Source organism: Cryobacterium melibiosiphilum (genome assembly GCF_003602235.1).
In the GTDB taxonomy this organism is placed as follows: Bacteria; Actinomycetota; Actinomycetes; order Actinomycetales; family Microbacteriaceae; genus Cryobacterium; species Cryobacterium melibiosiphilum.
On sequence record NZ_QZVS01000065.1, the window covers coordinates 24,987 to 47,209 of the forward strand.

The 22,223-nt window shown below is 62.2% G+C and carries 25 protein-coding genes; 12 read left to right on the forward strand and 13 right to left on the reverse strand.

Going from position 1 to position 22,223, the window contains the following annotated elements; all coding sequences use genetic code 11:
• Positions 1-117 precede the first annotated feature (117 nt).
• The 3 genes from D6T64_RS05010 to D6T64_RS05020 all read left to right on the forward strand — a co-directional run bounded on the left by D6T64_RS05010 (position 118) and on the right by D6T64_RS05020 (position 2,403).
• Positions 118-456, forward strand: coding sequence for an ArsR/SmtB family transcription factor (locus D6T64_RS05010; RefSeq protein WP_199719065.1), 339 nt, complete (start codon positions 118-120; stop codon positions 454-456).
• Positions 453-1,619, forward strand: a complete 1,167-nt coding sequence (locus D6T64_RS05015; protein WP_092108683.1) for an MFS transporter — start codon at positions 453-455, stop codon at positions 1,617-1,619. The genes D6T64_RS05010 and D6T64_RS05015 overlap by 4 nt, the downstream gene beginning before the upstream one ends.
• Before the next feature lie 274 nt (positions 1,620-1,893).
• Positions 1,894-2,403, forward strand: a complete 510-nt coding sequence (locus D6T64_RS05020) for a hypothetical protein (protein WP_119972576.1) — start codon at positions 1,894-1,896, stop codon at positions 2,401-2,403.
• Positions 2,404-2,809: 406 nt separating this feature from the next.
• On the opposite strand, the gene D6T64_RS05025 is transcribed toward D6T64_RS05020, so the two are convergent.
• Positions 2,810-3,175, reverse strand: coding sequence for a VOC family protein (locus D6T64_RS05025; protein WP_119972579.1), 366 nt, complete (start codon positions 3,173-3,175; stop codon positions 2,810-2,812).
• A gap of 88 nt (positions 3,176-3,263) precedes the next feature.
• Between D6T64_RS05025 and D6T64_RS05030 the strand changes: the two genes are divergently transcribed.
• Positions 3,264-4,214 carry a helix-turn-helix transcriptional regulator gene (locus D6T64_RS05030; RefSeq protein ID WP_119972582.1) on the forward strand — a complete coding sequence of 317 codons (951 nt, stop codon included), beginning with the start codon at positions 3,264-3,266 and terminating at the stop codon, positions 4,212-4,214.
• A gap of 152 nt (positions 4,215-4,366) precedes the next feature.
• On the opposite strand, the gene D6T64_RS05035 is transcribed toward D6T64_RS05030, so the two are convergent.
• Entirely contained in the window at positions 4,367-5,377 is a 1,011-nt protein-coding gene (locus tag D6T64_RS05035) for a quinone oxidoreductase family protein (protein WP_147364472.1), read from the reverse strand.
• A 39-nt stretch (positions 5,378-5,416) separates the two neighbouring features.
• Between D6T64_RS05035 and D6T64_RS05040 the strand changes: the two genes are divergently transcribed.
• The 3 genes from D6T64_RS05040 to D6T64_RS05050 all read left to right on the forward strand — a co-directional run bounded on the left by D6T64_RS05040 (position 5,417) and on the right by D6T64_RS05050 (position 8,033).
• Positions 5,417-5,794 carry an ArsR/SmtB family transcription factor gene (locus D6T64_RS05040; protein WP_119972588.1) on the forward strand — a complete coding sequence of 126 codons (378 nt, stop codon included), beginning with the start codon at positions 5,417-5,419 and terminating at the stop codon, positions 5,792-5,794.
• Between the two features lie 758 nt (positions 5,795-6,552).
• A complete protein-coding gene (locus tag D6T64_RS05045; RefSeq protein WP_119972592.1) occupies positions 6,553-7,008 on the forward strand; it encodes a hypothetical protein in 456 nt (151 codons plus the stop codon).
• A complete protein-coding gene (locus tag D6T64_RS05050; RefSeq protein WP_119972596.1) occupies positions 7,008-8,033 on the forward strand; it encodes a zeta toxin family protein in 1,026 nt (341 codons plus the stop codon). The genes D6T64_RS05045 and D6T64_RS05050 overlap by 1 nt, the downstream gene beginning before the upstream one ends.
• A 140-nt stretch (positions 8,034-8,173) precedes the next feature.
• On the opposite strand, the gene D6T64_RS22190 is transcribed toward D6T64_RS05050, so the two are convergent.
• From D6T64_RS22190 to D6T64_RS22195, 4 genes are all read right to left on the reverse strand, one after another.
• Positions 8,174-8,374, reverse strand: a complete 201-nt coding sequence (locus D6T64_RS22190) for a helix-turn-helix domain-containing protein (RefSeq protein ID WP_147364473.1) — start codon at positions 8,372-8,374, stop codon at positions 8,174-8,176.
• Entirely contained in the window at positions 8,371-8,568 is a 198-nt protein-coding gene (locus tag D6T64_RS05055) for a hypothetical protein (RefSeq protein WP_119972599.1), read from the reverse strand. Before D6T64_RS05055 ends, D6T64_RS22190 begins: the two co-directional genes overlap by 4 nt.
• 10 nt (positions 8,569-8,578) lie before the next feature.
• A complete protein-coding gene (locus D6T64_RS05060) occupies positions 8,579-8,839 on the reverse strand; it encodes a glutaredoxin domain-containing protein (RefSeq protein WP_119972602.1) in 261 nt (86 codons plus the stop codon).
• Between the two features lie 245 nt (positions 8,840-9,084).
• Positions 9,085-9,393 carry a hypothetical protein gene (locus tag D6T64_RS22195; RefSeq protein ID WP_147364474.1) on the reverse strand — a complete coding sequence of 103 codons (309 nt, stop codon included), beginning with the start codon at positions 9,391-9,393 and terminating at the stop codon, positions 9,085-9,087.
• Positions 9,394-9,541: 148 nt separating this feature from the next.
• On the opposite strand from D6T64_RS22195, the gene D6T64_RS05065 reads away from it, so the two are divergent.
• The 5 genes from D6T64_RS05065 to D6T64_RS05085 are packed head-to-tail and all read left to right on the forward strand — an operon-like array spanning position 9,542 to position 14,356.
• On the forward strand, positions 9,542-9,985 hold the full coding sequence (locus D6T64_RS05065) for a plasmid mobilization protein (RefSeq protein ID WP_119972606.1): 444 nt from the start codon (positions 9,542-9,544) through the stop codon (positions 9,983-9,985).
• On the forward strand, positions 9,982-11,622 hold the full coding sequence (locus tag D6T64_RS05070; RefSeq protein ID WP_119972609.1) for a relaxase/mobilization nuclease domain-containing protein: 1,641 nt from the start codon (positions 9,982-9,984) through the stop codon (positions 11,620-11,622). The genes D6T64_RS05065 and D6T64_RS05070 overlap by 4 nt, the downstream gene beginning before the upstream one ends.
• A gap of 13 nt (positions 11,623-11,635) precedes the next feature.
• Positions 11,636-12,505, forward strand: coding sequence for a hypothetical protein (locus D6T64_RS05075; protein ID WP_119972612.1), 870 nt, complete (start codon positions 11,636-11,638; stop codon positions 12,503-12,505).
• Positions 12,506-12,555: 50 nt separating this feature from the next.
• The gene (locus D6T64_RS05080; protein WP_147364475.1) at positions 12,556-13,203 is read left to right on the forward strand and encodes a hypothetical protein; all 648 of its coding nucleotides are present in this window, start codon (positions 12,556-12,558) and stop codon (positions 13,201-13,203) included.
• Positions 13,163-14,356: an XRE family transcriptional regulator gene (locus tag D6T64_RS05085; protein WP_119972618.1), complete on the forward strand. Its 1,194-nt coding sequence runs from the start codon at positions 13,163-13,165 to the stop codon at positions 14,354-14,356. The genes D6T64_RS05080 and D6T64_RS05085 overlap by 41 nt, the downstream gene beginning before the upstream one ends.
• Here the strand turns inward: D6T64_RS05085 and D6T64_RS05090 are convergent, their stop codons facing one another.
• The 7 genes from D6T64_RS05090 to D6T64_RS05115 form a co-directional block, all read right to left on the reverse strand.
• Positions 14,357-14,776, reverse strand: a complete 420-nt coding sequence (locus tag D6T64_RS05090; RefSeq protein ID WP_233550835.1) for a DUF4913 domain-containing protein — start codon at positions 14,774-14,776, stop codon at positions 14,357-14,359. It lies immediately after the preceding gene.
• Entirely contained in the window at positions 14,773-15,306 is a 534-nt protein-coding gene (locus D6T64_RS23510; protein WP_325049773.1) for a type IV secretory system conjugative DNA transfer family protein, read from the reverse strand. Before D6T64_RS23510 ends, D6T64_RS05090 begins: the two co-directional genes overlap by 4 nt.
• Positions 15,240-16,502, reverse strand: coding sequence for a type IV secretory system conjugative DNA transfer family protein (locus D6T64_RS05095; RefSeq protein WP_325049774.1), 1,263 nt, complete (start codon positions 16,500-16,502; stop codon positions 15,240-15,242). Before D6T64_RS05095 ends, D6T64_RS23510 begins: the two co-directional genes overlap by 67 nt.
• Positions 16,503-16,579: 77 nt before the next feature.
• Positions 16,580-18,238 carry an ATP/GTP-binding protein gene (locus tag D6T64_RS05100; protein WP_233550836.1) on the reverse strand — a complete coding sequence of 553 codons (1,659 nt, stop codon included), beginning with the start codon at positions 18,236-18,238 and terminating at the stop codon, positions 16,580-16,582.
• Positions 18,238-19,737, reverse strand: a complete 1,500-nt coding sequence (locus tag D6T64_RS05105) for an SCO6880 family protein (RefSeq protein WP_199719066.1) — start codon at positions 19,735-19,737, stop codon at positions 18,238-18,240. Before D6T64_RS05105 ends, D6T64_RS05100 begins: the two co-directional genes overlap by 1 nt.
• A 14-nt stretch (positions 19,738-19,751) precedes the next feature.
• Positions 19,752-21,371, reverse strand: coding sequence for a hypothetical protein (locus tag D6T64_RS23395; protein ID WP_158594810.1), 1,620 nt, complete (start codon positions 21,369-21,371; stop codon positions 19,752-19,754).
• Position 21,372: 1 nt separating this feature from the next.
• The gene (locus D6T64_RS05115; RefSeq protein WP_119972621.1) at positions 21,373-22,101 is read right to left on the reverse strand and encodes a hypothetical protein; all 729 of its coding nucleotides are present in this window, start codon (positions 22,099-22,101) and stop codon (positions 21,373-21,375) included.
• Between the last annotated feature and the right edge of the window lie 122 nt (positions 22,102-22,223).

The window sequence follows — 22,223 nt, forward strand, 5'->3', positions numbered from 1 at the left end:
GCAGCCATCAAGCCATTGATACACGCTGGCCCGTTTTGCGGCGACCCACGATTTATCGTTCGACTATTCTCGCACTATGCTTGTGCGAGAATAGTCGAACGATATGAGGTGGGCCAGATGGCAGCAGCACGCGTGTACAAGCATCCAGAGACTGGGGACATCGCAATCCCGAGAGTGATGTTCGCGTTGAGTGAGCCCCTGCGTTTGTCGATGGTGCAGCTGCTCTCGGAGCGGGGTGAAGTTGACAGTATCGAGCTTGGGCCGGACCTTCCGAGGTCAACGCTGACACACCATACAAGCCTGCTGCGCGAATCCGGTGTCGTGTTCGTCCGCGCAGAGGGTCGTAAATGCATGATCCAGCTGCGTCGCGACGACCTCGAAACTCGCTTCCCGGGACTTATCGGCACCGTGCTTCACGGTTACCAGGAATCAAATCCAGGGATGGCCGAGGCATGATTCGCAAGGTATGGCCATTGGTGGCCGCCGCCATTGCTCTGGGGATTGATGCCTATGTGCTTGCCGGGGTGCTGCCTTCGATCGCGGACTCGCTGACCACGACGGTGGCCGCTGTCGGGCTCGGGGTGACCGCATTCACCGGCGCATATGCGCTGGCTGGCCCCATGATGTCGGGGAGACTCAGCCGCGGACACACCGCACGTGCACTGCTCATTGCGCTGGGCGTTTTCAACCTCGGTAACCTCATCACTGTGGTCGCGCCTGGAATCGAGGTCTTCCTCGCTTCCAGGCTGATTGCGGGTGCCGGCGCGGGCGTACTCACTGCGGTGGCGATGGTAACCGCGGCCGCGATGGTCACCAAGCCCGAGCGGGGCCGGGCCACGGCGATGGTGACGTTCGGTCTGTCTGCCGGGACTGTTATCGGCGTGCCGGTCGGGATGCTCATCGGCGATCTTTTGAATTGGCGATGGACGATGGGGCTGGTCGTCGTCGTTGGTGTGCTCGGTATGCTCGCACTCGCTGCCCGCGCTCGAACGTTGCCCTCGTTGCCGAAATCGATAGGCCCGGCAATTGGAGTGTTCCGGTCCGCGAGAACTTGCGTTGGGGTGTTGATCGCATTCCTACTCGGCGTTGCCAGCCTGGGCTTGTACACGTATGTGCTGCCGATGGCAGAAACCCAGGGCCTCGAAGGGTGGGGCTTCGCACTCGTGTGGGCCTGGGGCATTGGAGGCGTCACTGGCTCTGCACTGATTGGCAGACCACTGGACACTTATGGGCCACGAGTCCTGTTGATCGTGCTGCCGGGAGTCCTCCTGACCAGTTTCGTTGCGATGTGGGTGTCCGATTCCCCCGCAGTCTGGCTAATCGCAGCAGCATTGTGGGGCGCGGCAGGCTGGGCAAGCGTGCCTACCGTGCAGCAAGCCCTCGTCGGGGATCGACCCGAGCAGGCGATGCCAATCATCGCGTTCCAGATGGCGGCAATGTATCTCGGTTCCGCCGTCGGCGCTGCTGCTGGAAGTAGCCTGTTACTCACAGGGACCAGAGCCACCGAACTCATTGTTTGGGCCTTGATCCCTGCAGGACTGGCGGTCGTCCTCGCAGCCTGGTTCAGTATCAGCGCGCTCCGCCGGCAACCTGAACCTCGTGCCACCGTGGCGGCGTGACACGCCAACCAATCCGTTGCCAACCTCGGCGGTAAAACGTCCTCCGCTAGCATCCATCCTGCCGCCAGGAGTGAAGCTGGGCAAGCGCCCGCCGTTCCTGGATCCCACGGTCTCGAGCTGATAAAAATGTGTCCCGGTCAAGGTTCGGCTAACGGGTTGCCCAATGCCGAAGGCACTCCGATGGCGGGAATGCCCCCTGCGGGCGACTTTGCCCGTACCCTGAGCCGGTCGGTAGGCTACAAGCGAGGCCGCTGCTGGCTGATCGGGGGGTCAAATGTCGTTGTCCCTTCAGCCCGAAGGTGTGCAGGAGGCAGACGCGTTGCCGGTGCGTCCGGTCGTTGCGCGCATCCGGCGCCTAATTGTGCTCGCCATGTTCGCTGCGCTTGGGTACAGCGCCTTTACTGTGGCCAGCAAAGGTTACTGCCCAGGAGGTGTGAATGCTGATGGCACATTTATCGATGCAGCCGGAAACGTTACCGAGCTGTCGCCGAGCTGCATTAACCTAACGCTCCAACCGAGTGTCTTTATCTATATCGGGATCTTCGCGATCGTGATCGGAGCGCTTACCTTCGTACTCCGCCGGGCAAGCGATGTTCCCGCCGCGTTGCGTTACCTCAATCGAGGCGCTTTGACGGTCGTGGTCGTCGCTGTCGCATCGGTCGCGATTAGCCAGATTTGGTTTGCGATGATTCCCATTACCGATTGGAATGGCGCGGGCACATTCTTCTACCCGTTCCCATTTGGTTCAGTCGATCTCACTATCACTCCGATGCAGACTCAATAACTTTGAGAACGTGATGGGGCCAAGGGCATCGCTTGCCCCAGTTGAAGTGCACCCTGCCGCGTAGCACCCGCCTGCGCGCAACCTCAACCTCCGGGAAGCAAACTGAGTGAGGTTCGTCGACATGCTCCAGGCATATTCTCCGGCCGGCCAGGGGTCTCGCAACCCATCTGTCTCACATCGCCAGCGAAGTAAGACGACGCGAGTCCCGGAGTCCCGGAGTGCCGGGTGCCCGTAAGCCGTTCGGCTTATGGGACATCCCGCCGGAACGGGCGGCGCATGGTACTCAGCCTGTCCAGCAGTGGGTGGCGACATATCGCGCGTGAGAGCGGGCCGGCCGGGCGGCCGGACAGGTCTTCGCGACCGCCAGAGGCAGAAATGACAATCGAGCCTGCACGTGTAGTCCGTTTCAGTCGATCGGGGAGACACGAATGAGGTTGCCATCCGGGTCGGCGACCACGAATGTGCGCCCGAAGACGTCTTCGTGCGGCTCTTCGATGACAGTAGCGCCCTTGGCCGTCCACGCGGCGAAGCAGTCGTCGACTCCGGATGCTGATCCCGGCAGCATTAGCCCCAACTCGCTGGTTCGCGGCGTCGCCGTCGTGACTGTGTCGCTGCGGCCCGACCACAGGGCGAAGAGCACGCCCGGGGCTACTTCGAACGGGACGTATCGCGGGGTGATGGTGACGGGTTCCATCTCGAAGAGATCGGCGTAGAAGCGGGTGGAGTGTTCGACGTCCGTGACGTAGATGAGGAACAGGTTCGGTGTTGCCATGGGATCTCCTTCGTTAGCGTTCTCGGCTCTGCCAAGCATTCCATCAATACATGACAGATAATGTCTGGTATTCGTTGATACTGGTGAGATGAAATCCCGACGCCTGCTTTCTATGATGTTGCTGCTCCAGGCGCGCCACCGCATGACGGCACCTGAGCTGGCAGAGCAGTTAGGCGTGTCGGTTCGAACGGTATTGCGCGACGTCGTCGCTCTGGCGAACGCAGACGTACCGGTGTTTGCCGAGCGCGGCCGATTTGGAGGCGTCGTCCTCCTTCCCGGGTCACAGCTGGATGTGTCCGCCCTCAGCCGCGCTGAAGTCGACGCGCTAAAGCTTCTGGGTTTGGACCCTGGGCAAGCGCGCCAACTTGGCATCGATTCAACGACGCGCAGCGCCCAAAGGAAGATCGCGGCCCGACGCCCGCCGGGTCGCCAGTCGGAATTGCCATTGTCTGAAGTGATCGTTGTCGACAACACTCCATGGTTTAGCCCGATGCCAAGCATCGTCGGCATCGCCGAACTCGCCAGAAACCTGCAGTCGGGCAGGCGTCTGCGGATTCACTATCGGAGAAGTGCCGAGAAAGATGCCTCATGGCACCCCGTTGACCCATACGGTCTTCTGGTGAAGTCCGGCCGGTGGTACTTGGTAGCCGATGTCGACCGCCTGCCGAGGCTGTACTCGCTCGAAAGATTGGAGGGCTGGGAGGTCCTGCCAGAGGTTCGGCGCCTTCGACCGAACGCAACGCTCGCCAGTGTCAGCCGTGACTTGAGTGCGGCGGTAGAGAACCGGGGAGCCGTCACAATCATCGCAACGCTGAAGAAGGACAGGCTTGACCTCGCTCGCCGGCTTCTAGGCTCGCGTCTCGCCAGCAGTCAGCCCATTGACGCTGAACAAGTCGAGATCACCGTGATCTACGACCAGGTGGAGTCCGTGCGTCAGCTGTTGCAATTCGGCGCCCACCTCCACGTCACGAGTCCGCCGGAGGCGCAGATCGTTATGCGTGACGTTGCCACTGCCATGGCAGACCTGTACCAAGGCTGATCCGGGCCGCAGAGTCCGAAGACACCCCACCCTACGGCTTCGTGTCTGGGGTGGATCGATATTGAGTCCGAAATGGGGGACTCTGCGCGTCCCCTAGAGGGTTGGCGGATTCAACCGGGCGCAGTGGCGGTGACTATTACCGGCCGTCCGCGTCATCTGAGTTCTGGCGTGATTCTTATTACGTGTTTCGTTTTTGCGCTGCCAATCGCGAGTTGTTCCTGGAGGGCGGCGGCCTGATCGAGGCCCTCAGCGATCGTAGATTCAGGGCTGAGGGAGCCTTCGGCGACCAGGTGCAGCACGGCGTTCATGGCGCGTTGGACGAGCTTCGGTGCCGCGGTCGACAAGGCGGCGATGCTGAAGCCGCCGACGGCGGCGTTGCTGGTTGAGAGCCTCTCGGTAGCTACCGGGTCAAGAGGAGTGCCGGAAGCGTTGCCGAAGAGCACGACGCGGCCATGGGGAGCGAGCATGCGTAGATCGGCGTCGAGCCACGCGGTCCCTTGAGGATCGAGCACGATATCAACGCCGGTGCCGCCCAGCTGGCTGAGGACGGCGTCGACGAGATGGTCGTCCCGGACGAAGGCGTGCTGATAGCCCGCGCTCTTCGCGTCTTCTAGCCGGCTTGCGGCTCCGACAACGCCGATGAGGGTGGTGTCGGGGATTGCTTCCGCGAGTGCTGCGATGGCGGTACCGACGGCGCCCGACGCGCTGTGGACGAGGATCGTGTCGCCGTCACGGACCCGGGCGGCTTCATTCACTAGCAGCCATGCCGTAGCCCATACCCCGGGCACCACGGCTGCGACCTCGGAGGCTACTCCGTCCGGGATGCGTGCAGTCAGCATTGCATTGGCGACAACGTACTCAGCGAGACCGCCCGTGTTGGTCAGGGCAACTACTCGTTTACCGATTTCGAGACTATCCACTCTGTCGCCGACCTGTTCGATTACGCCGGCGACTTCAAGGCCGGGAATTACGGGCCAGACGGACGAGTAGGCGTGATCACCCCGTCGCATCATCACGTCTTTGAAGTTGATACCGGCGTGGGTGACACGGATCAAGACCTCGCCGGGGCCGGGTGCCGGCCTCACGACCACGGCGACATCGGTCTGGGAAGTGTCCGTCGCGGGGCCGTGGAATGTGAGAGCTCGCATCGTTGAAGTGATCACGTTTCGCCTTCTTTCGAAATGTATCGAACAATACCTCGGATGCTAGCATTCATTCGTAAATACTCGAAAGGAGAAAGTGTGGGACACAATCCGCGCCCGGCACTTCATCACCCGACGCTCGAAACGGTTCTCGTGACTGCGGTCTTGCATGCCCTCTCCGACGAGACGCGGCTGTCGATTGTGCGCACGCTCCATGCCGAACCCGACGGGCGCGCCTGCGGAACATTCCCTGTAAATGTTGCACCGTCGACGCTGAGCCACCACTTCAAAGTTCTTCGCGAGGCGGGACTGATCCGTCAAGAAGACCGCGGAACGCAACGCTGGACCATGCTCCGTGTCCGAGAGGTCGATGCCCGTTTCCCGGGCTTCCTTGATGCGGTGATCGCTGCAACGGAAGTCGCCTCGGTGCGTTTCTGAGCATGCCCCCACGCTCCAAAGGCGGCTCAACAGGCTCAACAGGCTCAACAATCCAATGCCTACGGACGCCAGGAGGACGTCTCGAGCGCCAGCCGTCCCGTAGAGGGTTCCCTTTACGTGACGCTTTGTTCATCTGAGCCATGGCTAAGGCGGTTCAGCTATCCTCGCATCACAAGCAATGAATGGGGACGACATGGCTTCCACGCGATCGATCAATACGGCAAGGCGATTGGTCGTTTTCAGTGCCGCGCTCATGGTGAGTGCCGTTGTGTCCGGCTGCTCAGTCTCGGACGTGTGCCCCACGATCGGGTGGGACAACACTGTCACCGTCGAGCTCGAAGGCACAACATCTAACGTCAGCGTCGTTGAGTTGTGCGCCGACGGCGAATGTTCAGGCCCTGCCCCAAGTCAGCTATCACCAGACGAGTCCGTCGGGATCGATGAACACTCGTGGGAAATCTCGACAATAATGGCGACTCCAGAAAATGTCACTATTCGCGCACTCTCACCAAGCAACGAAGTCCTCGCCGAGAGGGACGTGACACTCAACTGGGTCCGCGTGGGCGGGACTGAACAATGTGGCGGACCTGCCGAGACCGACCCCATCACCCTCACTATTGCATCCTGAATTCTCTGAGCGTCCCGGCTTTGTGCGATCCCGCAAGGGGTTCCCCTTGCGGGCGTCTCCTGAGATTAACTATCTACCTATAGATAGTTCTATACACGTGTTATAGAATGGTCTATAGGAGGTGGTTTGTATGACCACGATTAGTTACCGCCCTGAGGTTCAGAGGGCGCGGACGTTGCGCCAGCGGCTTGACCTTGACCGTCTGGATTACCTTCGGGAGTTGCGTCGTTTGGCTGCGATCATGAGTCAGACGGAGCTTGCGTCGCAGTTGGGGGTGAAGCAGCCGACGATTCATTCTGCGTTGCGGACTGCGGCAAAGGTGGTGGAGCCGGTACCGGGGTTTTCTGGTGCGTCTCCGTATGAGATTGCGCAGCGGTATGCCACGGGGGAGTTGACTCGGGCCCAGCTCGTTGATGAGTTGGGCCGATGGGTCTACCCGTCGGAGGCGCCGACGGATGGTTACGACTCGCTCCTGGTGTCTGCTTCTGGGTCATTCGATGAGGTCGGGCGCGCACTGAGCGACGGGCTCATTGACGGTGCGATTTACGATGCGATCTTGGATCGTGCTGCGGATTCCTCTCAGTAGTGGCTGGTGATGGGGGCGCGATTGACGCCCATCGCGAGACCGTGCGCGCTCTTGCCAAACCGGGGCAGGCGCTCGCGCCGGATGGCCCTCATGCCACGGTGCATAATCCTGAGTGGTTTCGTTATGTTGGCGGTCGCGCCATTGTGAGGAGTGGTCGGGCGGAGCTTCATGATCGGCTCATTCGAGAGGTTGTGAAGAGTCGTCCTGGGGTTCGGTTCGAGAATCGTGCGATCGTTCTTGCTGGGCCGCCTGGTGCCGGCAAGAGCACGGTATTGCGTGACGAGATCCTGGGGGACACAGCTAACGAGTGGCTGACCATTGACGCAGATGATTTCAAGCATGCGTTGCTTCGGGCCGCGATCGATGATGGCAGTTACGACGCGTTTCTGAAACCCGCCGTTGTGAAGGATCACGAGACGGCTGGGGAGAAATTCTTCCCGCTGGAGTTGGCGTCACTCGTTCACGAAGAATCGTCCGAGCTCGCGAAACGGCTCCGCGGAGAAGCGATACGCGCCGGGGCGAACATCGTCATCGACACGGTTCTGTCGTCCGAGGTCTCGGCTTTGGGGCTGGGAAAGCAACTCGAGGCGGCAGGTTACGGCGTGGACGTGGTGGATGTGGAAGTGCCGTATGAGCTTTCCGAATCCCGCATTGCGAAGCGGTGGCAACAGTCATACGAAGTTGCTCTTGAGAGTGGCGAGGGCCTCGGGGGCAGGTGGGTCCCCAGCGAATATGCGCGGGCTGTTTTTGATGGCCCAGATGGTCGTTCGCTCCCGGAGTTTGTTGCCGAGCGTTTGGCGGTGGAGTGCGGCGCGGTCGATCACTATCGGCGGTTCCGGACGGCAGCTGAAGGTGCCGACCGTGTGCTGGAAGTGGACATGGTGCGACTAACGCCGCGGAGCAAGCTTGTTGACGCGAGTGTTGCGGCGGTTCGCGCGCGGGCGACCGATGGTCTTGCTTCCCCGCGCCGTCCCGCGCCGAGGTCACGGGACGGCCGTGGTCGGGATGATCGCGGACGTGAGTAGCGTCATCAGCATTGCCTGGCGGTCGGATTGACGCTGTCTCAGTCGTTGCCGCGTTCGCGCAGCTCGGCGCCGGCTCGGTGACGTTTCGACGCGCGTTGAAGTAGGCCGCGATCGATGCCACGGAGCCGCGCCGGACGCGCCTATGCTGCAGCCCGTAATGTTCGCCAGCGCATGACGTCTGCTGTGTTGTAGCGGATGAGGCCCAAGCCGATGCCGTGGTAGTTCGGTCCGGCGGTGCCAAGTCTCATTTTCTGGAGCTCCGTAAGGGAAATACCCAGCGCATCGCTGGCTTGGTCCGGTGTCATCAGGGGTGAGGCCGGTGTGCAGGTTGCTGTGGTCATTTGGCTTGGTCCTTTGTGAGCGTGTCGATGAGGGTCACGTAGTTGGTTCCGGTGACGGTGAGCGTGTTTGCGAGGGTGTAGCCGTGGCGGCCGTAGGCGCGAAGGTCGTCGAGGCGTTCGGCAACTTTTCGTGCGCGCGCCGCGTGTTCCAAGTCGCTGACGGGCAGGGTCGTCTGCAGGGTGCTGAATTCCATTGCAGGGCGCCTACTCGCCGGTGAGGGAGGGGTGGTCGCGCAGGGCGGCTATCTTCGCGACCCAGTCGGGCCGGAAGCCGGACCAGGACACCACGCGGGCGATGACGACGGGCGCTGAGGTGTAGCCGAACTGTTGCATCAGGTCGGCGGCTCGCGCGTCTGTTGTGAGGTCGATCACGGTGTACGGCAGGGCGGCGGCGTCGAGGGCTCGGGTGGTCATCGTGCATTGCATGCAGTTCGGCAGCGTGTACACGGTTAGCGGTTCATTCATGGTGTGGTCCTCTCTATAACCCCATTGCCTTTTGGCGCACGCCGATTTACAGCGTCAGGGGTGAATTGGCCAGGGACCGTGGAATACCGGAGGGAGCGCAGCGAGTGAGGATATGCCGCGAAAGCCCTTGCCAAGAGAGGAATGATGCGTACGATAAACAGCCCAAAAGGCAACGGAGTTGCACGAAGAAGCCCCGTCGAGCTGTGCTCGACGGGGCTTGTTCGTTACAGGTATAGGGCCGGAGGCTACGCCTCAGTGGTTGTGGTCTTGGGTGGGACAGTGGTGCGTCGTTTGCGTGCCTTCGGCGCGGACTGGCCGGGTGCTTTGACGCCTGTAGCACGTAGGTCCTTTTCGCTCCATCCGGAGGCCAGGGCGGCCGTCCACGCGTGTTCGTGAGCGAGGGTCGCTAACTTTAGTTGCTGGTCTGCCGCGCCGTATTCGTTGCCGGCATCCGCGAGTACTCGTACCGCTTCGACGCGGGCGTCCACGTTCGCTTCGATGATTGCCCGCGCTCGAGTGGCTGCATCTTCTGGTTTCACATTCGCGTCGCTCATGTTCCCCAGAGTACAGGCTTGGCACACGCTTCACGAGGGTGGAAACGTGCCATATCGGCGGTGCCGATTTGGAGCAAGCTATACATTTACCGGTGGTAAATGGCTTCAAATTCTGGACGCCGCGCGCCGGAATTGGCATACTTGACGTATGTCCCCGATTTTCGGGGTCGCTGCGCTGGGCCAGGGGGAGGCGAACACGTTGACGGAGAAGAACGAGCGTCGCTTGTTCGGGCGCCGGCGCCGCGCCAATGTTGATGGCGGGCGAGAGAAGAGTTACCGGGTCTACGTCACCGCTGAGGAAGATGCTCAGTTGCGTGCTCGCGCGGTGGTCGCTGATGTGACGGTGCCGCGGTTGTTGTTTGAGTCCGCGATGAACGCGAACATTGAGACGACAACGGATCGTAAGAGTGCGATTGCGGAGTTGTTCGTCGTGACCAGGTTGATGGCGAACGTCTCGAACAACGTCAATCAGCTGGCAAAGTTCGCCAATACGGAGGGTCAGTTCCCCGGTGCTGCTGCTGCCGTTGTGGCTGAGTATCGGGCCCTCGCGGTCAAGGTCGAGGACGTCATCGACAGGCTGGCTGACTCATGATGCCGAACATTCGACGGGGCGGCCAGATGGGCGGCCTGATGGTGTACTTGGCCGGGGGTGGTCGGCACAACGAACATGAGGAACAGCACCTCGTCGCCGGCGACTCCGCGATCATGGCACAGCACGGTTACAGCGTGTTGGACACCAATACAGCCCTGGCGATTGCGCGCAGCCTGGACGCTCCACGTCGTGCGTTCGACGTTGAGGTGCTCCGAATGGTGAAGGATTCCGACCCGGTTACGGGCGAGGTGACGAGTAAGCGCGTTGCCGGTGACGTGTGGCATTGCTCGCTGTCCTTGCGTGCCGAAGAGGGTCAGCTGTCGGATGAGAAGTGGGGATTGATCGCGCAGGACTTCGCAGATCGGATGGGGTTTACCGAGAGCAGCGGTAAAGCCGCGTGCCGATGGGTCGCGGTGCGCCACGGACTTTCCACGAACGGGAACGATCACATCCACTTGGCTGTGTCGTTGGTGCGTGAGGACGGTACCAAAGCGACGACTCACAACGACTTCACGCGTGCCCAGGACGTGTGCCGCGACCTCGAGCGCGACTATGGGCTTGAGCAGTTGGAGAGTCGCGGACAGGGCCTCGGAGAGCGCGGCGTCAAGCCCGCCGAGCGTGAGCGTGCCGCGCGTTCGAGTGCCGCGGAGGTTGACGCTCACAAGATGGAGCGCACCGTGCGGGCCGCTGCGACCGCTTCGGTTGACGAGGGCGAATTTGTTCGCCGGTTGCGCCGTGGCGGTGTGCTCATTCGGCCGCGCTACGCCGCCGGTCGCGATGACGTTGTTGCCGGCTACTCGATAGCGGTGCGGCCGTTGACTGGGGAGAAGCCGATTTGGTACGGGGGTGGCCGGCTGGCCCGTGACCTCACCTTGCCCAGGCTTCGGGAAGGGTGGCCAGATAGCCCCCAGACGGCACAAGGAGCTGTGGATGAATGGCGGGCCACGGCTAAGAACCCGTGGGAGTACCGACCTGTCGCACCGGGCCGGGAAGAGAGCACGCCGACTCCGGAGATGTGGTCGCTGTACAGCGACGAGATCGGGCAGCTGCGCAAGCATCTCCGCGACGTTCCCCTGACCGATCGAGCCACGTGGGCGCATGTTGCCCGCGAGACGGCCGGCGCTTTCGCCGCGTGGTCGCAGCGCGTCGAGGCGACACCAGGACCGCTCGCGCAGACATCCCGGGAGCTGGCCCGCTCGGCGCACCTTCGGGCCTACCAATCACGGCCGAAACCGGCCCAGCTGGGATCAGCGTCGAACGCCGCCATGATTCTCATGCAGGCGGCCAGCGGTGGTCAGGGAACGATGGCCGAGGCGATCATGCTCCGGCAGCTGGGTCGTGTCTTGGTGGCGATTCTTGACATGCACAGCGCGGTCGGTGATGCCCGCCGGGCCGAGCAAGTCACGATGATGCTGCGCAACCAGTTCGCCGCGGTCACCGATCGCCTGCCAGCGGTGCCCAGCAAATCTGCACAGCCGGACTCACGCACGCCAGCTGACGTCCATGACGTCATGCGACGAGCTACCGACGGGCTCGCGGCGCCGGGAACCGGTTCTCCGGTGCCGAACAAGCTGCAACCCACCAAGCGCAAGACCCCAGCTACTCCGCGTGAGCGTGACGGTCTGGGCAGAGACTAGACGGAGGAAGATCATGGCCGAAGAAACTGACGGTGTTGGCGAGACGTTCGACGATTCGCTGCGCATCGCACTCACTATTGCGTCGCAGTTTGGTGAACGCATCGCTAGGCTGCGCGAGCAGCTGGCGCGACAGCGTGAAGCTGGCGCAAGTCAGGAAGCGCGCGAGTTGGAAGCCCGGTTCGAGGCTGAGCGTGGAGCCGCCCGAGCCAGCCTCGCACCCGTCGATCAACCCGAATGGTGGAACCAAGCCACCCCCGATGATATCGCCGGTGTGCACGAGACCGCCACGGCCTGGCGCGATTTCGACGACGTTGCCCGTGACGCCGGTGACACCATCAAGCACGAGGTGCAGGAACGCTACGGCATCGACATCGACGCCCCCGGAGCGGACCCCGCTGCCGTCGCAGCGGCACTGCGAGACGCAGAGCGCGACCGTGCCGATGCCGCAACCGAACGGCAGCGAGCTGGCGACGACCTCACCGCAAGCCAGCTCCTCTTCGCCAACGCCGACCGTCACGAACGTGAGGCTAAGGAAGCGGCCGACCGCGACTGGAATACCAGCGACCTCGAGGGAATCGACAGTACCGACCTCAACACTCGCGACGAAGAGCGCAAGCAGGCCTCCGAAGCCACCGACCAGGCGCGCGTCGAGCGCGGTTCGGGGGAACTGGAATACGACAGCTCAGAGCGGCGCGAGCGATTCGCCGCGAGCCTTGAAGGCAAGGCCGACCAGAAGACGATCAACGCGCGAATCCTCGCAGATGGTGAAAACGCCAAGCACCCGCGCGAGGCAGTTATGTCCCAGTCGGGCAAGGCGGCCAAACCACGCCGCAGCGGAAAGAGCAGCGTGCAGCAGCGGGACCGCGGTGGACTCTCTCGATGAGCCCGGCGTGTCGTATCGCGTGAGGTGACATTTGAGTGTAAATTTACACCATGCCCAACAAGTTGACGTCCCTTGAAGAAATTGCGAACCTTGTCCCTCGAGCATTTGAGGTACTCGCCGGCATTACTGACAAGGCTATCCAAAGGGCGATAAGTGAACGTCAATCGACCCGAGGCGGTCGGCGGAACCCCGCTGTCTTCCACGGTGGTGTTCGTGAGGCCATTCTCATGGACGTCGAAGGACTCACGGAGCTTGAGAAACTCGGCATTACGGTCACTGGTGGCCAATCGGACAGCCTGTCGGTTCGTATTTCTGGACGTTTGGGGCTAATCGGACTTACCCACCGGCCCAAAACAATGTTCAGCGAGGACTTCAGCCTCGGCGACGACGGCCTCTTCCCTCGCAACACGGGCAGAGCTTGTCTTTTTTACTCCAGCAACTTCACTGGTCTCGCCAGGTTCACGCTTGTCGAAACCAACACCGCGAAGGAAGACTTCTTCCTCCACGGGTGCGAGGTCATCGACGAAATTGAATTCGATCGCGTAGCTCTAGCCCCGTCTTCGGATATCGACCCCGAGACCACAAACGAGCATGACAATTTGGATGACATCTTCCCGGAACGCGGCGAGGGTGAATCGTACGTAGGAGAAGGTTCAGATGTTGACACTGACGAGTTTGGAGATGCCACCGCAGTATGAGCGGCCGCGGGTCTACGGCGCCCGCGTCAAGGACGCCCGCATTCTTGAAGGCCTCAAAGCAGGCGATGTCGCCACACGTATCGGAATGGGAGTTACCCGTTATTCACGGCTGGAATCTTCAGAGGCGTTCAGCCCGATCGATGTCGATGAATTAGCGAAACTTAGCGACGTACTCGGATTCGATGAAGACTACTTCTCATCGCCTCCGGTGACGGTAGTTGAGCGAAGCGCACTCTGCTTCCGCGCCAAGAAATCTATGACCAAGACGCAGGAAGATGAAGTCGCTGCCTGGGCACGCCTTTGCGGAGATCTTCTCCACGGAGTTCTCCTTGAGACAGGGGAATTAGTCAAGCTCTCCCTTCCGCAAACGCCATCAGATCTCCCCCCGGATGAAGCTGCGCATCTTGCCAGAGAGGCACTGGGCATCCGCCCGGATTCTCCAATAGCGCAGCTCATGAGAGTCCTTGAACGGGCCGGCGTCTTCATCTTTTCGGCAGAATTCGCGGCAGAGGCGACCGCTCGTCATGACGCCGTTTCTCTTTGGGTCGGAGAAGCCCGCCAGCGGCCAGTTGTTTTGGTGCGCGACATCGATTCTTGGGAGCGCACTCGGATGTCGCTCGCGCACGAAGTGGGGCATCTCGTCCTGCATAGATACGCGAAGCCAGAGGATGCCGAGGAAGCGGCATTCGCTTTTGCTGGTGAATTTCTTATGCCAGGCGACAGCCTCAAAAATGAATGGCCTGCCCACGCGACGTTGGAGTCCTTGCTGCCTCTCAAACTGAGATGGGGTGTATCAATCAGCGCGCTGATTGAACAGGGTCATCGCTTGGGCCTTATAACGCCGGAACGCCGACGGAGCCTGTATAAACAGCTCTCGACCCGACGGCAGTATCCCTCTGGCAAGACGTGGCGCGAGCAGGAGCCAGGTTTCGACAGACGTGAAGTCGAGAAACCTCTACTAATAACGCGTCTGATCGAACGGGCCTACGACAAAAACATCAACATTGAAACCCTTCGACGAAAAATCAATTCGTGGCCCGCCCGTTTCCTGGCTCCGCTAGTCGATGGACAATTCCGTGCGCCAGCTGCACTTCCGTCGGCCATTGCGGGCTCAAATCTGAACGTGACCAGTATCTTCTCCCGATCAGAGTAGCTAGGACGGTTCGCGCATATCGGGGAATAGCCCTTCCGGTGGCGCCTTGTAGGGCAGAGGTTCGCCGGGCTTGTTCGTGTCCTCTGACTTTGCGAACGGTCCTTCTGTGCTCATCAGGATCGGCATGTGGTGGTCCGCGTGTTCGATCCACCAGGTGCTTGATCCTGTGGCACCGTCGAGTCTGAGGTGTTCCCATGCTCGCCAGAGGGCGTCGATGCGGGCGAGAGCTTCGGGGTAGTTCCACCAGTTTGCCGCCCAGCGGAAGCTGGCGTTGCCGGGGCCGACGCGGCGGGAGTACATGTGTCGGAGTCGGTCACGCATGAACTCGTCCGACGATCCGTAGAACAGCTGCGGCACGGCCTCTTCTGAAGCTTCCGTGTCGTCGTCGTCATCGTCACGGAGTGCGTCGAACTCGCTCACAGGTCATCCTCCTGTTTCGGAGCCTCATTCGACCCGGCTTGCGTGCCGTTTGCCAGTACTGGGGGCTCGTCGACCGGCTCCGCGCGGCGTGACGGGTCGTGTGCGGCGATGGACGCGCGCACAGCATCAGCTTGTGAACCGCGCATCCACGGCACCGTTTCGATCAGTGTTGCGGGTGCACCGGAAGCGAACACGACGGCGCGGCCGCGGGGTAGAGCTCCGAGATCAGCGACGTCCAAGGTGCGCTCGCGCTGCACTTGGTGAGATGTTGACCGGTTTCCTCGGCCGACACTGGTTGAGGTGGTGTGTTTGTCGTAGTCGCCGACCATTTGGGAGAGCTCGTTCAAGAATTCCGGTTCCTTAACGCCGCCGCCGTAGACGGCGATGTTGGAGGCTGACCAGAGCTTGCGCATCCCGTCTCTGCCCCATACTTCAACACCCTGCGACCACGACTGCAGAATGGTCATGAGGACGATGCCCCTTGAGCCGTAGTGAGAGTACAAGTCAGGGAGGCCATGCCAACGGCACACGTTGGCTGCTTCGTCCAGAACACCGAGCAAGGGAACGGCCAGACGCCCGCCGGGCTGGGTTGTGGCCAGTTCTTCTGCCGCTTCGACAGTGGCCGCGGTGAGAGCGGTGACCAGGGGCCGGCGGTTCCCTTGCCTTCCTTGGAGAGGCTGTAGAGGGTGTCGTTGCTGCGCACGAAGGCGTGTGGGTCAAACTGCGGCCGGGAATCCCCCGCCAGGTTGCCGCCCAGAGGCGTCACCCACTGCCCAATGGCGCGGACCTTCAAGCAGGACGCCATCTGCGCGGCCGTCCCATAGACGCTGTCGCGACGACGCGGCTCGCCGTTCACTTGGCCGTCGACGGCGTCGGCCATCTGGTCGTATCCGTGAGCGCGCAGAATGTCGACCGGAGCCTCATCGCCGGGCGTTGTGGTCCAGGTGAACACCTTGGTAATAGGTAGGCCAGCGACGGCGGCGGCGAGGAGGAAGCCGGCCAGGAGGTCTTGGCCCGCGTTGTCGAAATATGGGTCCGCGCGAGAGTCGCCGGCGCGAGAACCGGTAGCGAAGTGTTCGGCGAGCTTCGCGGCCTTCACGTCATCGGTGACGTAGCTCAGTGGGTTCCACCACCACGTTGGTTCTTCGAGGGCGATGCGTTGTGGGTCGAACGCCCAGACGCGGCCGCCGGCTACGGCTCGCACATCACGCGTGGCATCGAGAACGTCTCGCTTATTCGACGTGGTGAGGACTGCGCCTGGCGCAGACAGGATCGCCGGGATTGCACGGCTCGTCGATTTGCCGGTGCGGGGCCCCCAAATATCCACATGCATGTCTTCCGGGGAGCCGTAGAGCTTCTGACGTCCCGCAACGGTGATGCCGATGGGGACGCCGAGCCAGTCGGTGACGCCGAGGCGGTGCGCGGTCGCTTTCGCGCCGGTAGCTGAGAGAGCGCGAAGATCGCGGCCCTTGCCCATGTAGGTTGCTGCTCCGTCGACATTGCTTCGACGCCGCCGCGCTCGCGAGACGGACACGGCGACGGCGAGTCCGAGGACGAGGGCCAGGATGAGCGTGGCGGCGAGAATCCATGTCCCAGATGCTGGCCAGGCGACGGAGCCTTGCAGAACGCCGAAAAACAGGCCGAACGGGTCACCGGTCAGATCGGGGTTGACCCTGTCTATGTGTGAACCCCATGTCACGGCCGCCCAGACAGCGCCCAAAGCCACGCCCGCGAGCGTGAGGCAAACGATCAGCATGATCGTTTGCCCGTCAAGACCATTTTGGTTTCGCCTGTTCGATGCACTCATGCTGCACTGTCCTCGTCGGCTGCTGTACCTTCGGCGTCGACCTCACGCCCGTCGTCGTCGGCGTTACCACGTCCAATAATTGGGTTCGACTCGTCGGGTTCGGGGAACGAGGAAGCTGGATGCCAGAGCTTGTTGGTGTCGTTGATCGCACGCTCCGATTCGATCAGCTCGACCTTGACCGGGATGCCAGGATGGCCTCCGACCTTGATGAGGAATTTCCCCCGGCCGGGCGGGTCAGATTCGCGTCCCAAGCCGGTATCCCATGTGCCGGGAGCCTGCCAGGAGGTGAGCAGTTCCTGTTCGGCGCGTGAGAGCGGAACCGCGCTGGTGAGCATGGGCATTTCCGCGCCCGGGAGACCGCCAGCGATGACCATGCCGGACCGTTCGACGAATCCGCGTGCCTTCATCCGGTCGGACTCGCTCGGCAGGGAGAGCAGGTCGCTCATCGTGTGCGAAATCATTGCCAGGCCCACGCCGCGTTGACGGTTGAGCCGGGTGAGGGCGTCGACGCGGTCGACCATGCCCGCTCCAGCGCGCAGTGCCCGCCAGAGCTCGTCGAGCACGACTAGGTAGTGACGGCGGGGCTCGAGACCGGCGTCAGCCAGAGTATTGGCGATGTTGACAGTGCCAAAGCCCGCGGACCAGCAGGCGAGCAGGATCGCGGCCTGCATGTCGGTGTCGGAGTCATCGATCGAGGACACGTCGTACACCACAGGGCGGTCCCTCATCATGGGAACGTCGGTGGGGTGGGCGAAGGTCTCGCCCAACCGTCCACCCGATGTGAGGCTGATGAGTGAGGCTTCGAGCTCCTCCGTGATCTTCTTGTACCGCTCGAGGTCGCCACGGTCCAGGGCCACCGCGCGCACTTCCGCGGGTGCTTCCTGAATCACGCGCAGCAAGTCGCCCAATACCGGGACTCCCTCGTTGCGCTCGTCGAGCACGGTGAGGGCACGGTCGATGATGGATTCTTCGCGAGCGGAGGGTGGGTCTTTGCGGAGGATCGTGAGCAGGGCCGACACCATCGTTTGCCGGCGGCCGTGAGCGTCCGCGAGCACCATTTGGCGCTCCTTCTCCTTACCGGCGAGGCGCAACCGTTCAGCGGCCGCTGTTGCCTCGCCGGGATCGAGGACGTTCAGATGCCCACGGCCACGGCCGAGGGTGATGACTTGCCCGCCCAGGGCACGAATCATGTCGACGTAGTCGGGCTTCAGATCGCCGAGCACCAACGGCAGGTTTCCGAATCCGGCGCCGCCGGCCGCCATCCGCCTGATGAGCGTTGACTTGCCCAGGCCCGGCAGTCCCAGCACGAACACTGAGGGGTTCGATATGAGACCTGCGTCTTGGAACCAGGAAATGGGGTCGGCGCACACGGTCGCTCCGGTGAAGATTTGGAGGCCGATCGGGACGCCGACCATCGGGGTTCCTGTTCCGACCGAAAAGGGATGCATGCCGCACACCTGAACGGTCGTTCCGCGCCATTCATCTGCCGGCTGGATGACGCTGGACTCGCCGCGACCTCGACCCAACCATCCTCGGGGACCGGGACGACGGACCTGGGGCTTCTTCACGGTGTCTGGCTTCTTCTGTTTCGCTTTGGCCCGCTCGGGCGGCTTCACCTTCGGCGTCTTGCGCCGGTTGGAATCGATGGCGGGCATTAGAGCTGCTCCCTAATCTCAGATGGAATGCGCACATGCTTGGGCAGGACCAGGCCGAGCGGCAGCGCGGCCGCGAACGCGGAATCCTGAGAACCGTGCACGATACGGAGCCGCAGCCGGGCCGTCGCAGAGAGGTTATCGATCGCGGCCTTCGCGTCGGCCTCATGGGCGGCGCCTGTCACCGTGGCGGTGACGAGCATCCCGAAGTTGACCAAGCCAGCGCCCGATGCTTCCTCCTGCGCCGTGGCGAGAGCAGCCCGTGTCGCGGTCATGCTCCGTGCTGTGGGCTTGTTCGAGGACTGTAAATTGAATGTTGAGGCGCGTACGTCTGCCTCGACGATCGCCGCGGCCTTGGCCGCATCAATTGGTCGGTAGAGCAATGTGACACGCTTCCGTGCGACGTCTCGGTGCGGCGCCAACAAGCGCGCCAGAATGCTTGAGGGGACGTTGCCGCGCGGGGCACCGCTCATCATCCATGTCACCGACAACGCTGAATCGTGCCGGTAGGTGTCCCAGTTCGCCTGATGGGCGGTGGGGCCGACCTCCGGCCAGTAGAGCTCCGGCGGCTCACCGGCCGCGTTCGCGTCATCGATGAGACGAGCTGCAGCCGGGTCGTAGGCGACGCGGATGACTTCACAGAGCTCCTGGGCACTCAGGGGGCGCGTTGCCCCCGCCCCCGTTGAGGACAGGCTTTGCGTGAGACCGGGCAGGCGCGATGCCAGCTCGCGGCCCATTTCATCCGGCGTGCGCTTCTTGCCTCCGACGCGGGCAGCGGCGTTGAAGGTGATCGCCACGAAAGCTTTGATAGTCGCAGAACCGGCGGGGTACTGCTTCACCAAGTCGTGGAGAATGTTCTTGGCGAAGTCTGCGGCCTCTGGATCAATGCGACTGTTCACCTCGCGGCGGAGCCGCGTACCCGTATCGGGCGCTGTCTCAATCGTCACAGACACGGCCTCGATACCGGGTTCATCGCCGAGGCCTGCGAGCCACATGCCCCACTCGGCAACCCACACGTCGACCTGTTCGCGGTCAACGAGCGCTGCACCATCGGGCTCCGTCTCAATAACGACGGTGTAGTCCGACGTAGTCGGGATCTGCAACAAGGCAAACGGGCGATTATAGCTATCGTGCCACTCTGTCAGTCTTGAGCCTGCGGCCAGGCCCGGCAGTTGCGCTGTGCCCCACTCGGCCCGGCCCAGCGGCCCCGACCGGTAGATGTGCGTCCCCGTGCTCTTGGTTACCATCCACCCGACCCGGGTGGTGGCCCGCATGAGCAGGCTTTGACCGTGCTTGTCTTTCACGGCGACCGTCAGCAGAAAAGCGCCGAAAATGAGCGCTGTGACGACGCCGTTGAGAATGTTTGAGGCCATCGTCACGATGACGCTGAATCCGGCACCAACGAACAGAACCGCCGTGCCGATTGACCCCAAGCCCAGAAGGCCAGCGGTCTTTGGTTTTGTCCAGTTGCCGTAGCTGCGCGGTGCGCTGTGCGTTGTCATCGAGAACCTCCTGCTTAGGAACCGCTAGGTCCGGTTGAGTCATCGGCCGCCGACTGCACGGCACTCTTGGCAGCGACTTCGGCCCCCTTGGCTGCGTCGCCCGCCATCTTTGCGCCCATCACAATGGGTGCAGCGGGCCCGGCGGCGGCCGCGCCACCAGCTGCAGCCCCACCACCAGCTGCAGCCCCACCACCAGCTGCAGCGGCACCGCCCGCTGCTCCTGCTCCGGCTGCTCCTGCACCAGCCGCAGAGCTTCCCCCTGCGCCAGAGGGCGTCGGGGTTGACGGCGATGGCTTGCCGCCACCGGGGGCGCTTGAACCGGTCGGGGCTTCGCCTCCGCCGCCTCCGCCGCCCGTTGGCGTCGAAGAGGAACTGCTCATTCGCTTAATCGCACCGCTAGCCAGGTCCCCGCCGATTGCGCCAGCGGCGCCGGCCATCGCCATGCCCGCGGCTCCACCTCCTGCGACAGCTCCCGTCATCGGAGCCACGAACTTGAGTAGAGCCGGCAATGCGATCAAGGCCATGAGCATCAGCGCAAGTCCGGTGAGGATCGTCCAGATACCTCCGCCATCGTCCTTGAACGCGTCCGTGCCGGTAAGGCTGAACGCAGCGGCATAGATCAGTGCCGCAGCGGGCTTGTACAGAATGAAGGCAATCGTCCAGCCGATCACCTTCCCGAACCACTGTTTGCCCATCTGAGTGTTCGTAAAGCTCGCCGTCAGCGGTAACACGCCGGCCAGGATGACCAGCAGCCCGCCACGCACGACCATGAGTGCAACCTGTACATAGGTCATCAGGAGAGCTATCGATCCCAGGATGAGAACCCCGATCAGCCCGATCGGCGAGCTGGCTGTAATGGCGACCATCGCCGCAACATTGGTCCCAAAGCAATTGGACTCCCCGGCCGCGGACACATCACAGTCCGTAGCTCCGTTGAGAATCCAAATCGAGAACGCATCCGCGGCAGTGGTCGCGAGAGTGATGATTGCAAGCCCAGTTCCCGAAACCACGATGAGAGTAATGAGCGACTGAAGCAGTTCCTTTCCCGGCTGTGCACGCTGTTCCCACGCCATTCGAATCCCGCCGATGATGACGGAGAGGACCGCGAGGCCGCCGACGTAGTACCAGAGCGAGTTCTGCAAGAATCCGACGGTCGATGACGAACCCTCGGGAGCGACCGCGCCCAAGAGCCCACCCACGAGCGCGGACGCACCGGAGATGAGCAAGATCGCTATGAAGATCACTCCGAGGGTGCCCACATGACGAAACCCCTCACCGCGTCGGCTCCGAAGAGCGATCATCGCGCCCAGGGCGATAATCGACAGAACCGCGAGGGTGAGACCGATGAAGGTCACGTATCCGAGGATTGTCGCGAACTCATCCGAGCCGGGGTTATTCGTAGGAAGTCGAGTCGTACCGTCTCCGGCGGTGAGGACCGGGGTCGGCACGGCGACCCACATCGTCCCAATGCTCGCCAGAGCCTTCCCGAAACCTTCTAGAACGCTGTTGGCTAACTCCTGAACTGCATCGTTCGACGCATTCGCGACGACATCACCAATGCCCTGCCGCGCGCATTCAGCGGCATTGAGAATGGCGAAGGCCGGGTTTGAGCAATCAGTTTCTGTTGCAGCCACGTTAGACACCGGACCAAGGAATATAGCCGCCAAGGTTGGACAGAGGGCCGGGCGCGATGGGTGCCCCGGTTTCCGTGACGACGACCTTCCAATCGCCAGCTTCCCAACGGAGGACTGTTGGATAGCTCACGAGGGCTCCGCCCTCTGAGGTAATCGTGTAGGCAACGTCGATGGTCGCCTCGTCGGCTGAGTAGTTGTTTACTTTGAAGCCAGCAACTTGAAGGCGCGTGTTGCCTGTCGATGTTGGTTGTTCACCCGCGGCTTTGACCGTGTCTTTGGCCGGTCCATCAGCCAACAATTCCCACATGCGAGATGAGTTTCGTGAGTCGGTACTAGCGGCTACCGAATTCACTGCTGCGAAGAGGGCACCCTCCGCTGTATGCGCAAAGCACGTTCGAAATTGATCCGAGGTGGCCCCCGGTCCTGAACCCTCCGGATCGGTCGGTGCGGCGACGGAGCCAACGAGTTCCCATTCGTTGGTTGGTGCCGCCGTCAGTGCACTCTCTGTCTCCAACCCCGATAGGCCGCACACGCTTTCGTCGGAAGCCTCCGCACCGGGCGTCGACGACGTTGATGGGTCTTCTGTTGGCTGCGCGTTGTTATCGTCCGAGCCGCGGGTGAGAGAGGTCACGAGGACGATGATCGAGGCGAGGGCGATGATCCCGACGACGATGGCGGCTGCGACGAATCCCGGTCGTGAGAGCGGGCTTCTCTGTTCGGTGTTCGTCATGCGTTGCTCCTTCGCGCGTTGGGGGGGTGGCTAGGAGCCGGAGATGAATCCGACCAATGCCGTTGCTGCGCCGATGATCATGACGCCAACGAGGATGCTGACGAACGTCTTTACGTGCTCGC

What these genes read in the sequence shown, in the direction of transcription:
- D6T64_RS05010 (WP_199719065.1), top strand. Translation starts at nt 118, where the DNA reads ATGGCAGCAGCACGCGTGTACAAGCATCCAGAGACTGGGGACATCGCA.
- D6T64_RS05015 (WP_092108683.1), top strand. Translation starts at nt 453, where the DNA reads ATGATTCGCAAGGTATGGCCATTGGTGGCCGCCGCCATTGCTCTGGGG.
- D6T64_RS05020 (WP_119972576.1), top strand. Translation starts at nt 1,894, where the DNA reads ATGTCGTTGTCCCTTCAGCCCGAAGGTGTGCAGGAGGCAGACGCGTTG.
- D6T64_RS05025 (WP_119972579.1), bottom strand. Translation starts at nt 3,175, where the DNA reads ATGGCAACACCGAACCTGTTCCTCATCTACGTCACGGACGTCGAACAC.
- D6T64_RS05030 (WP_119972582.1), top strand. Translation starts at nt 3,264, where the DNA reads ATGAAATCCCGACGCCTGCTTTCTATGATGTTGCTGCTCCAGGCGCGC.
- D6T64_RS05040 (WP_119972588.1), top strand. Translation starts at nt 5,417, where the DNA reads ATGCTAGCATTCATTCGTAAATACTCGAAAGGAGAAAGTGTGGGACAC.
- D6T64_RS05045 (WP_119972592.1), top strand. Translation starts at nt 6,553, where the DNA reads ATGACCACGATTAGTTACCGCCCTGAGGTTCAGAGGGCGCGGACGTTG.
- D6T64_RS22190 (WP_147364473.1), bottom strand. Translation starts at nt 8,374, where the DNA reads ATGACCACAGCAACCTGCACACCGGCCTCACCCCTGATGACACCGGAC.
- D6T64_RS05055 (WP_119972599.1), bottom strand. Translation starts at nt 8,568, where the DNA reads ATGGAATTCAGCACCCTGCAGACGACCCTGCCCGTCAGCGACTTGGAA.
- D6T64_RS05060 (WP_119972602.1), bottom strand. Translation starts at nt 8,839, where the DNA reads ATGAATGAACCGCTAACCGTGTACACGCTGCCGAACTGCATGCAATGC.
- D6T64_RS22195 (WP_147364474.1), bottom strand. Translation starts at nt 9,393, where the DNA reads ATGAGCGACGCGAATGTGAAACCAGAAGATGCAGCCACTCGAGCGCGG.
- D6T64_RS05065 (WP_119972606.1), top strand. Translation starts at nt 9,542, where the DNA reads ATGTCCCCGATTTTCGGGGTCGCTGCGCTGGGCCAGGGGGAGGCGAAC.
- D6T64_RS05070 (WP_119972609.1), top strand. Translation starts at nt 9,982, where the DNA reads ATGATGCCGAACATTCGACGGGGCGGCCAGATGGGCGGCCTGATGGTG.
- D6T64_RS05075 (WP_119972612.1), top strand. Translation starts at nt 11,636, where the DNA reads ATGGCCGAAGAAACTGACGGTGTTGGCGAGACGTTCGACGATTCGCTG.
- D6T64_RS05080 (WP_147364475.1), top strand. Translation starts at nt 12,556, where the DNA reads ATGCCCAACAAGTTGACGTCCCTTGAAGAAATTGCGAACCTTGTCCCT.
- D6T64_RS05085 (WP_119972618.1), top strand. Translation starts at nt 13,163, where the DNA reads ATGTTGACACTGACGAGTTTGGAGATGCCACCGCAGTATGAGCGGCCG.
- D6T64_RS05100 (WP_233550836.1), bottom strand. Translation starts at nt 18,238, where the DNA reads ATGCCCGCCATCGATTCCAACCGGCGCAAGACGCCGAAGGTGAAGCCG.
- D6T64_RS05105 (WP_199719066.1), bottom strand. Translation starts at nt 19,737, where the DNA reads ATGACAACGCACAGCGCACCGCGCAGCTACGGCAACTGGACAAAACCA.
- D6T64_RS05115 (WP_119972621.1), bottom strand. Translation starts at nt 22,101, where the DNA reads ATGACGAACACCGAACAGAGAAGCCCGCTCTCACGACCGGGATTCGTC.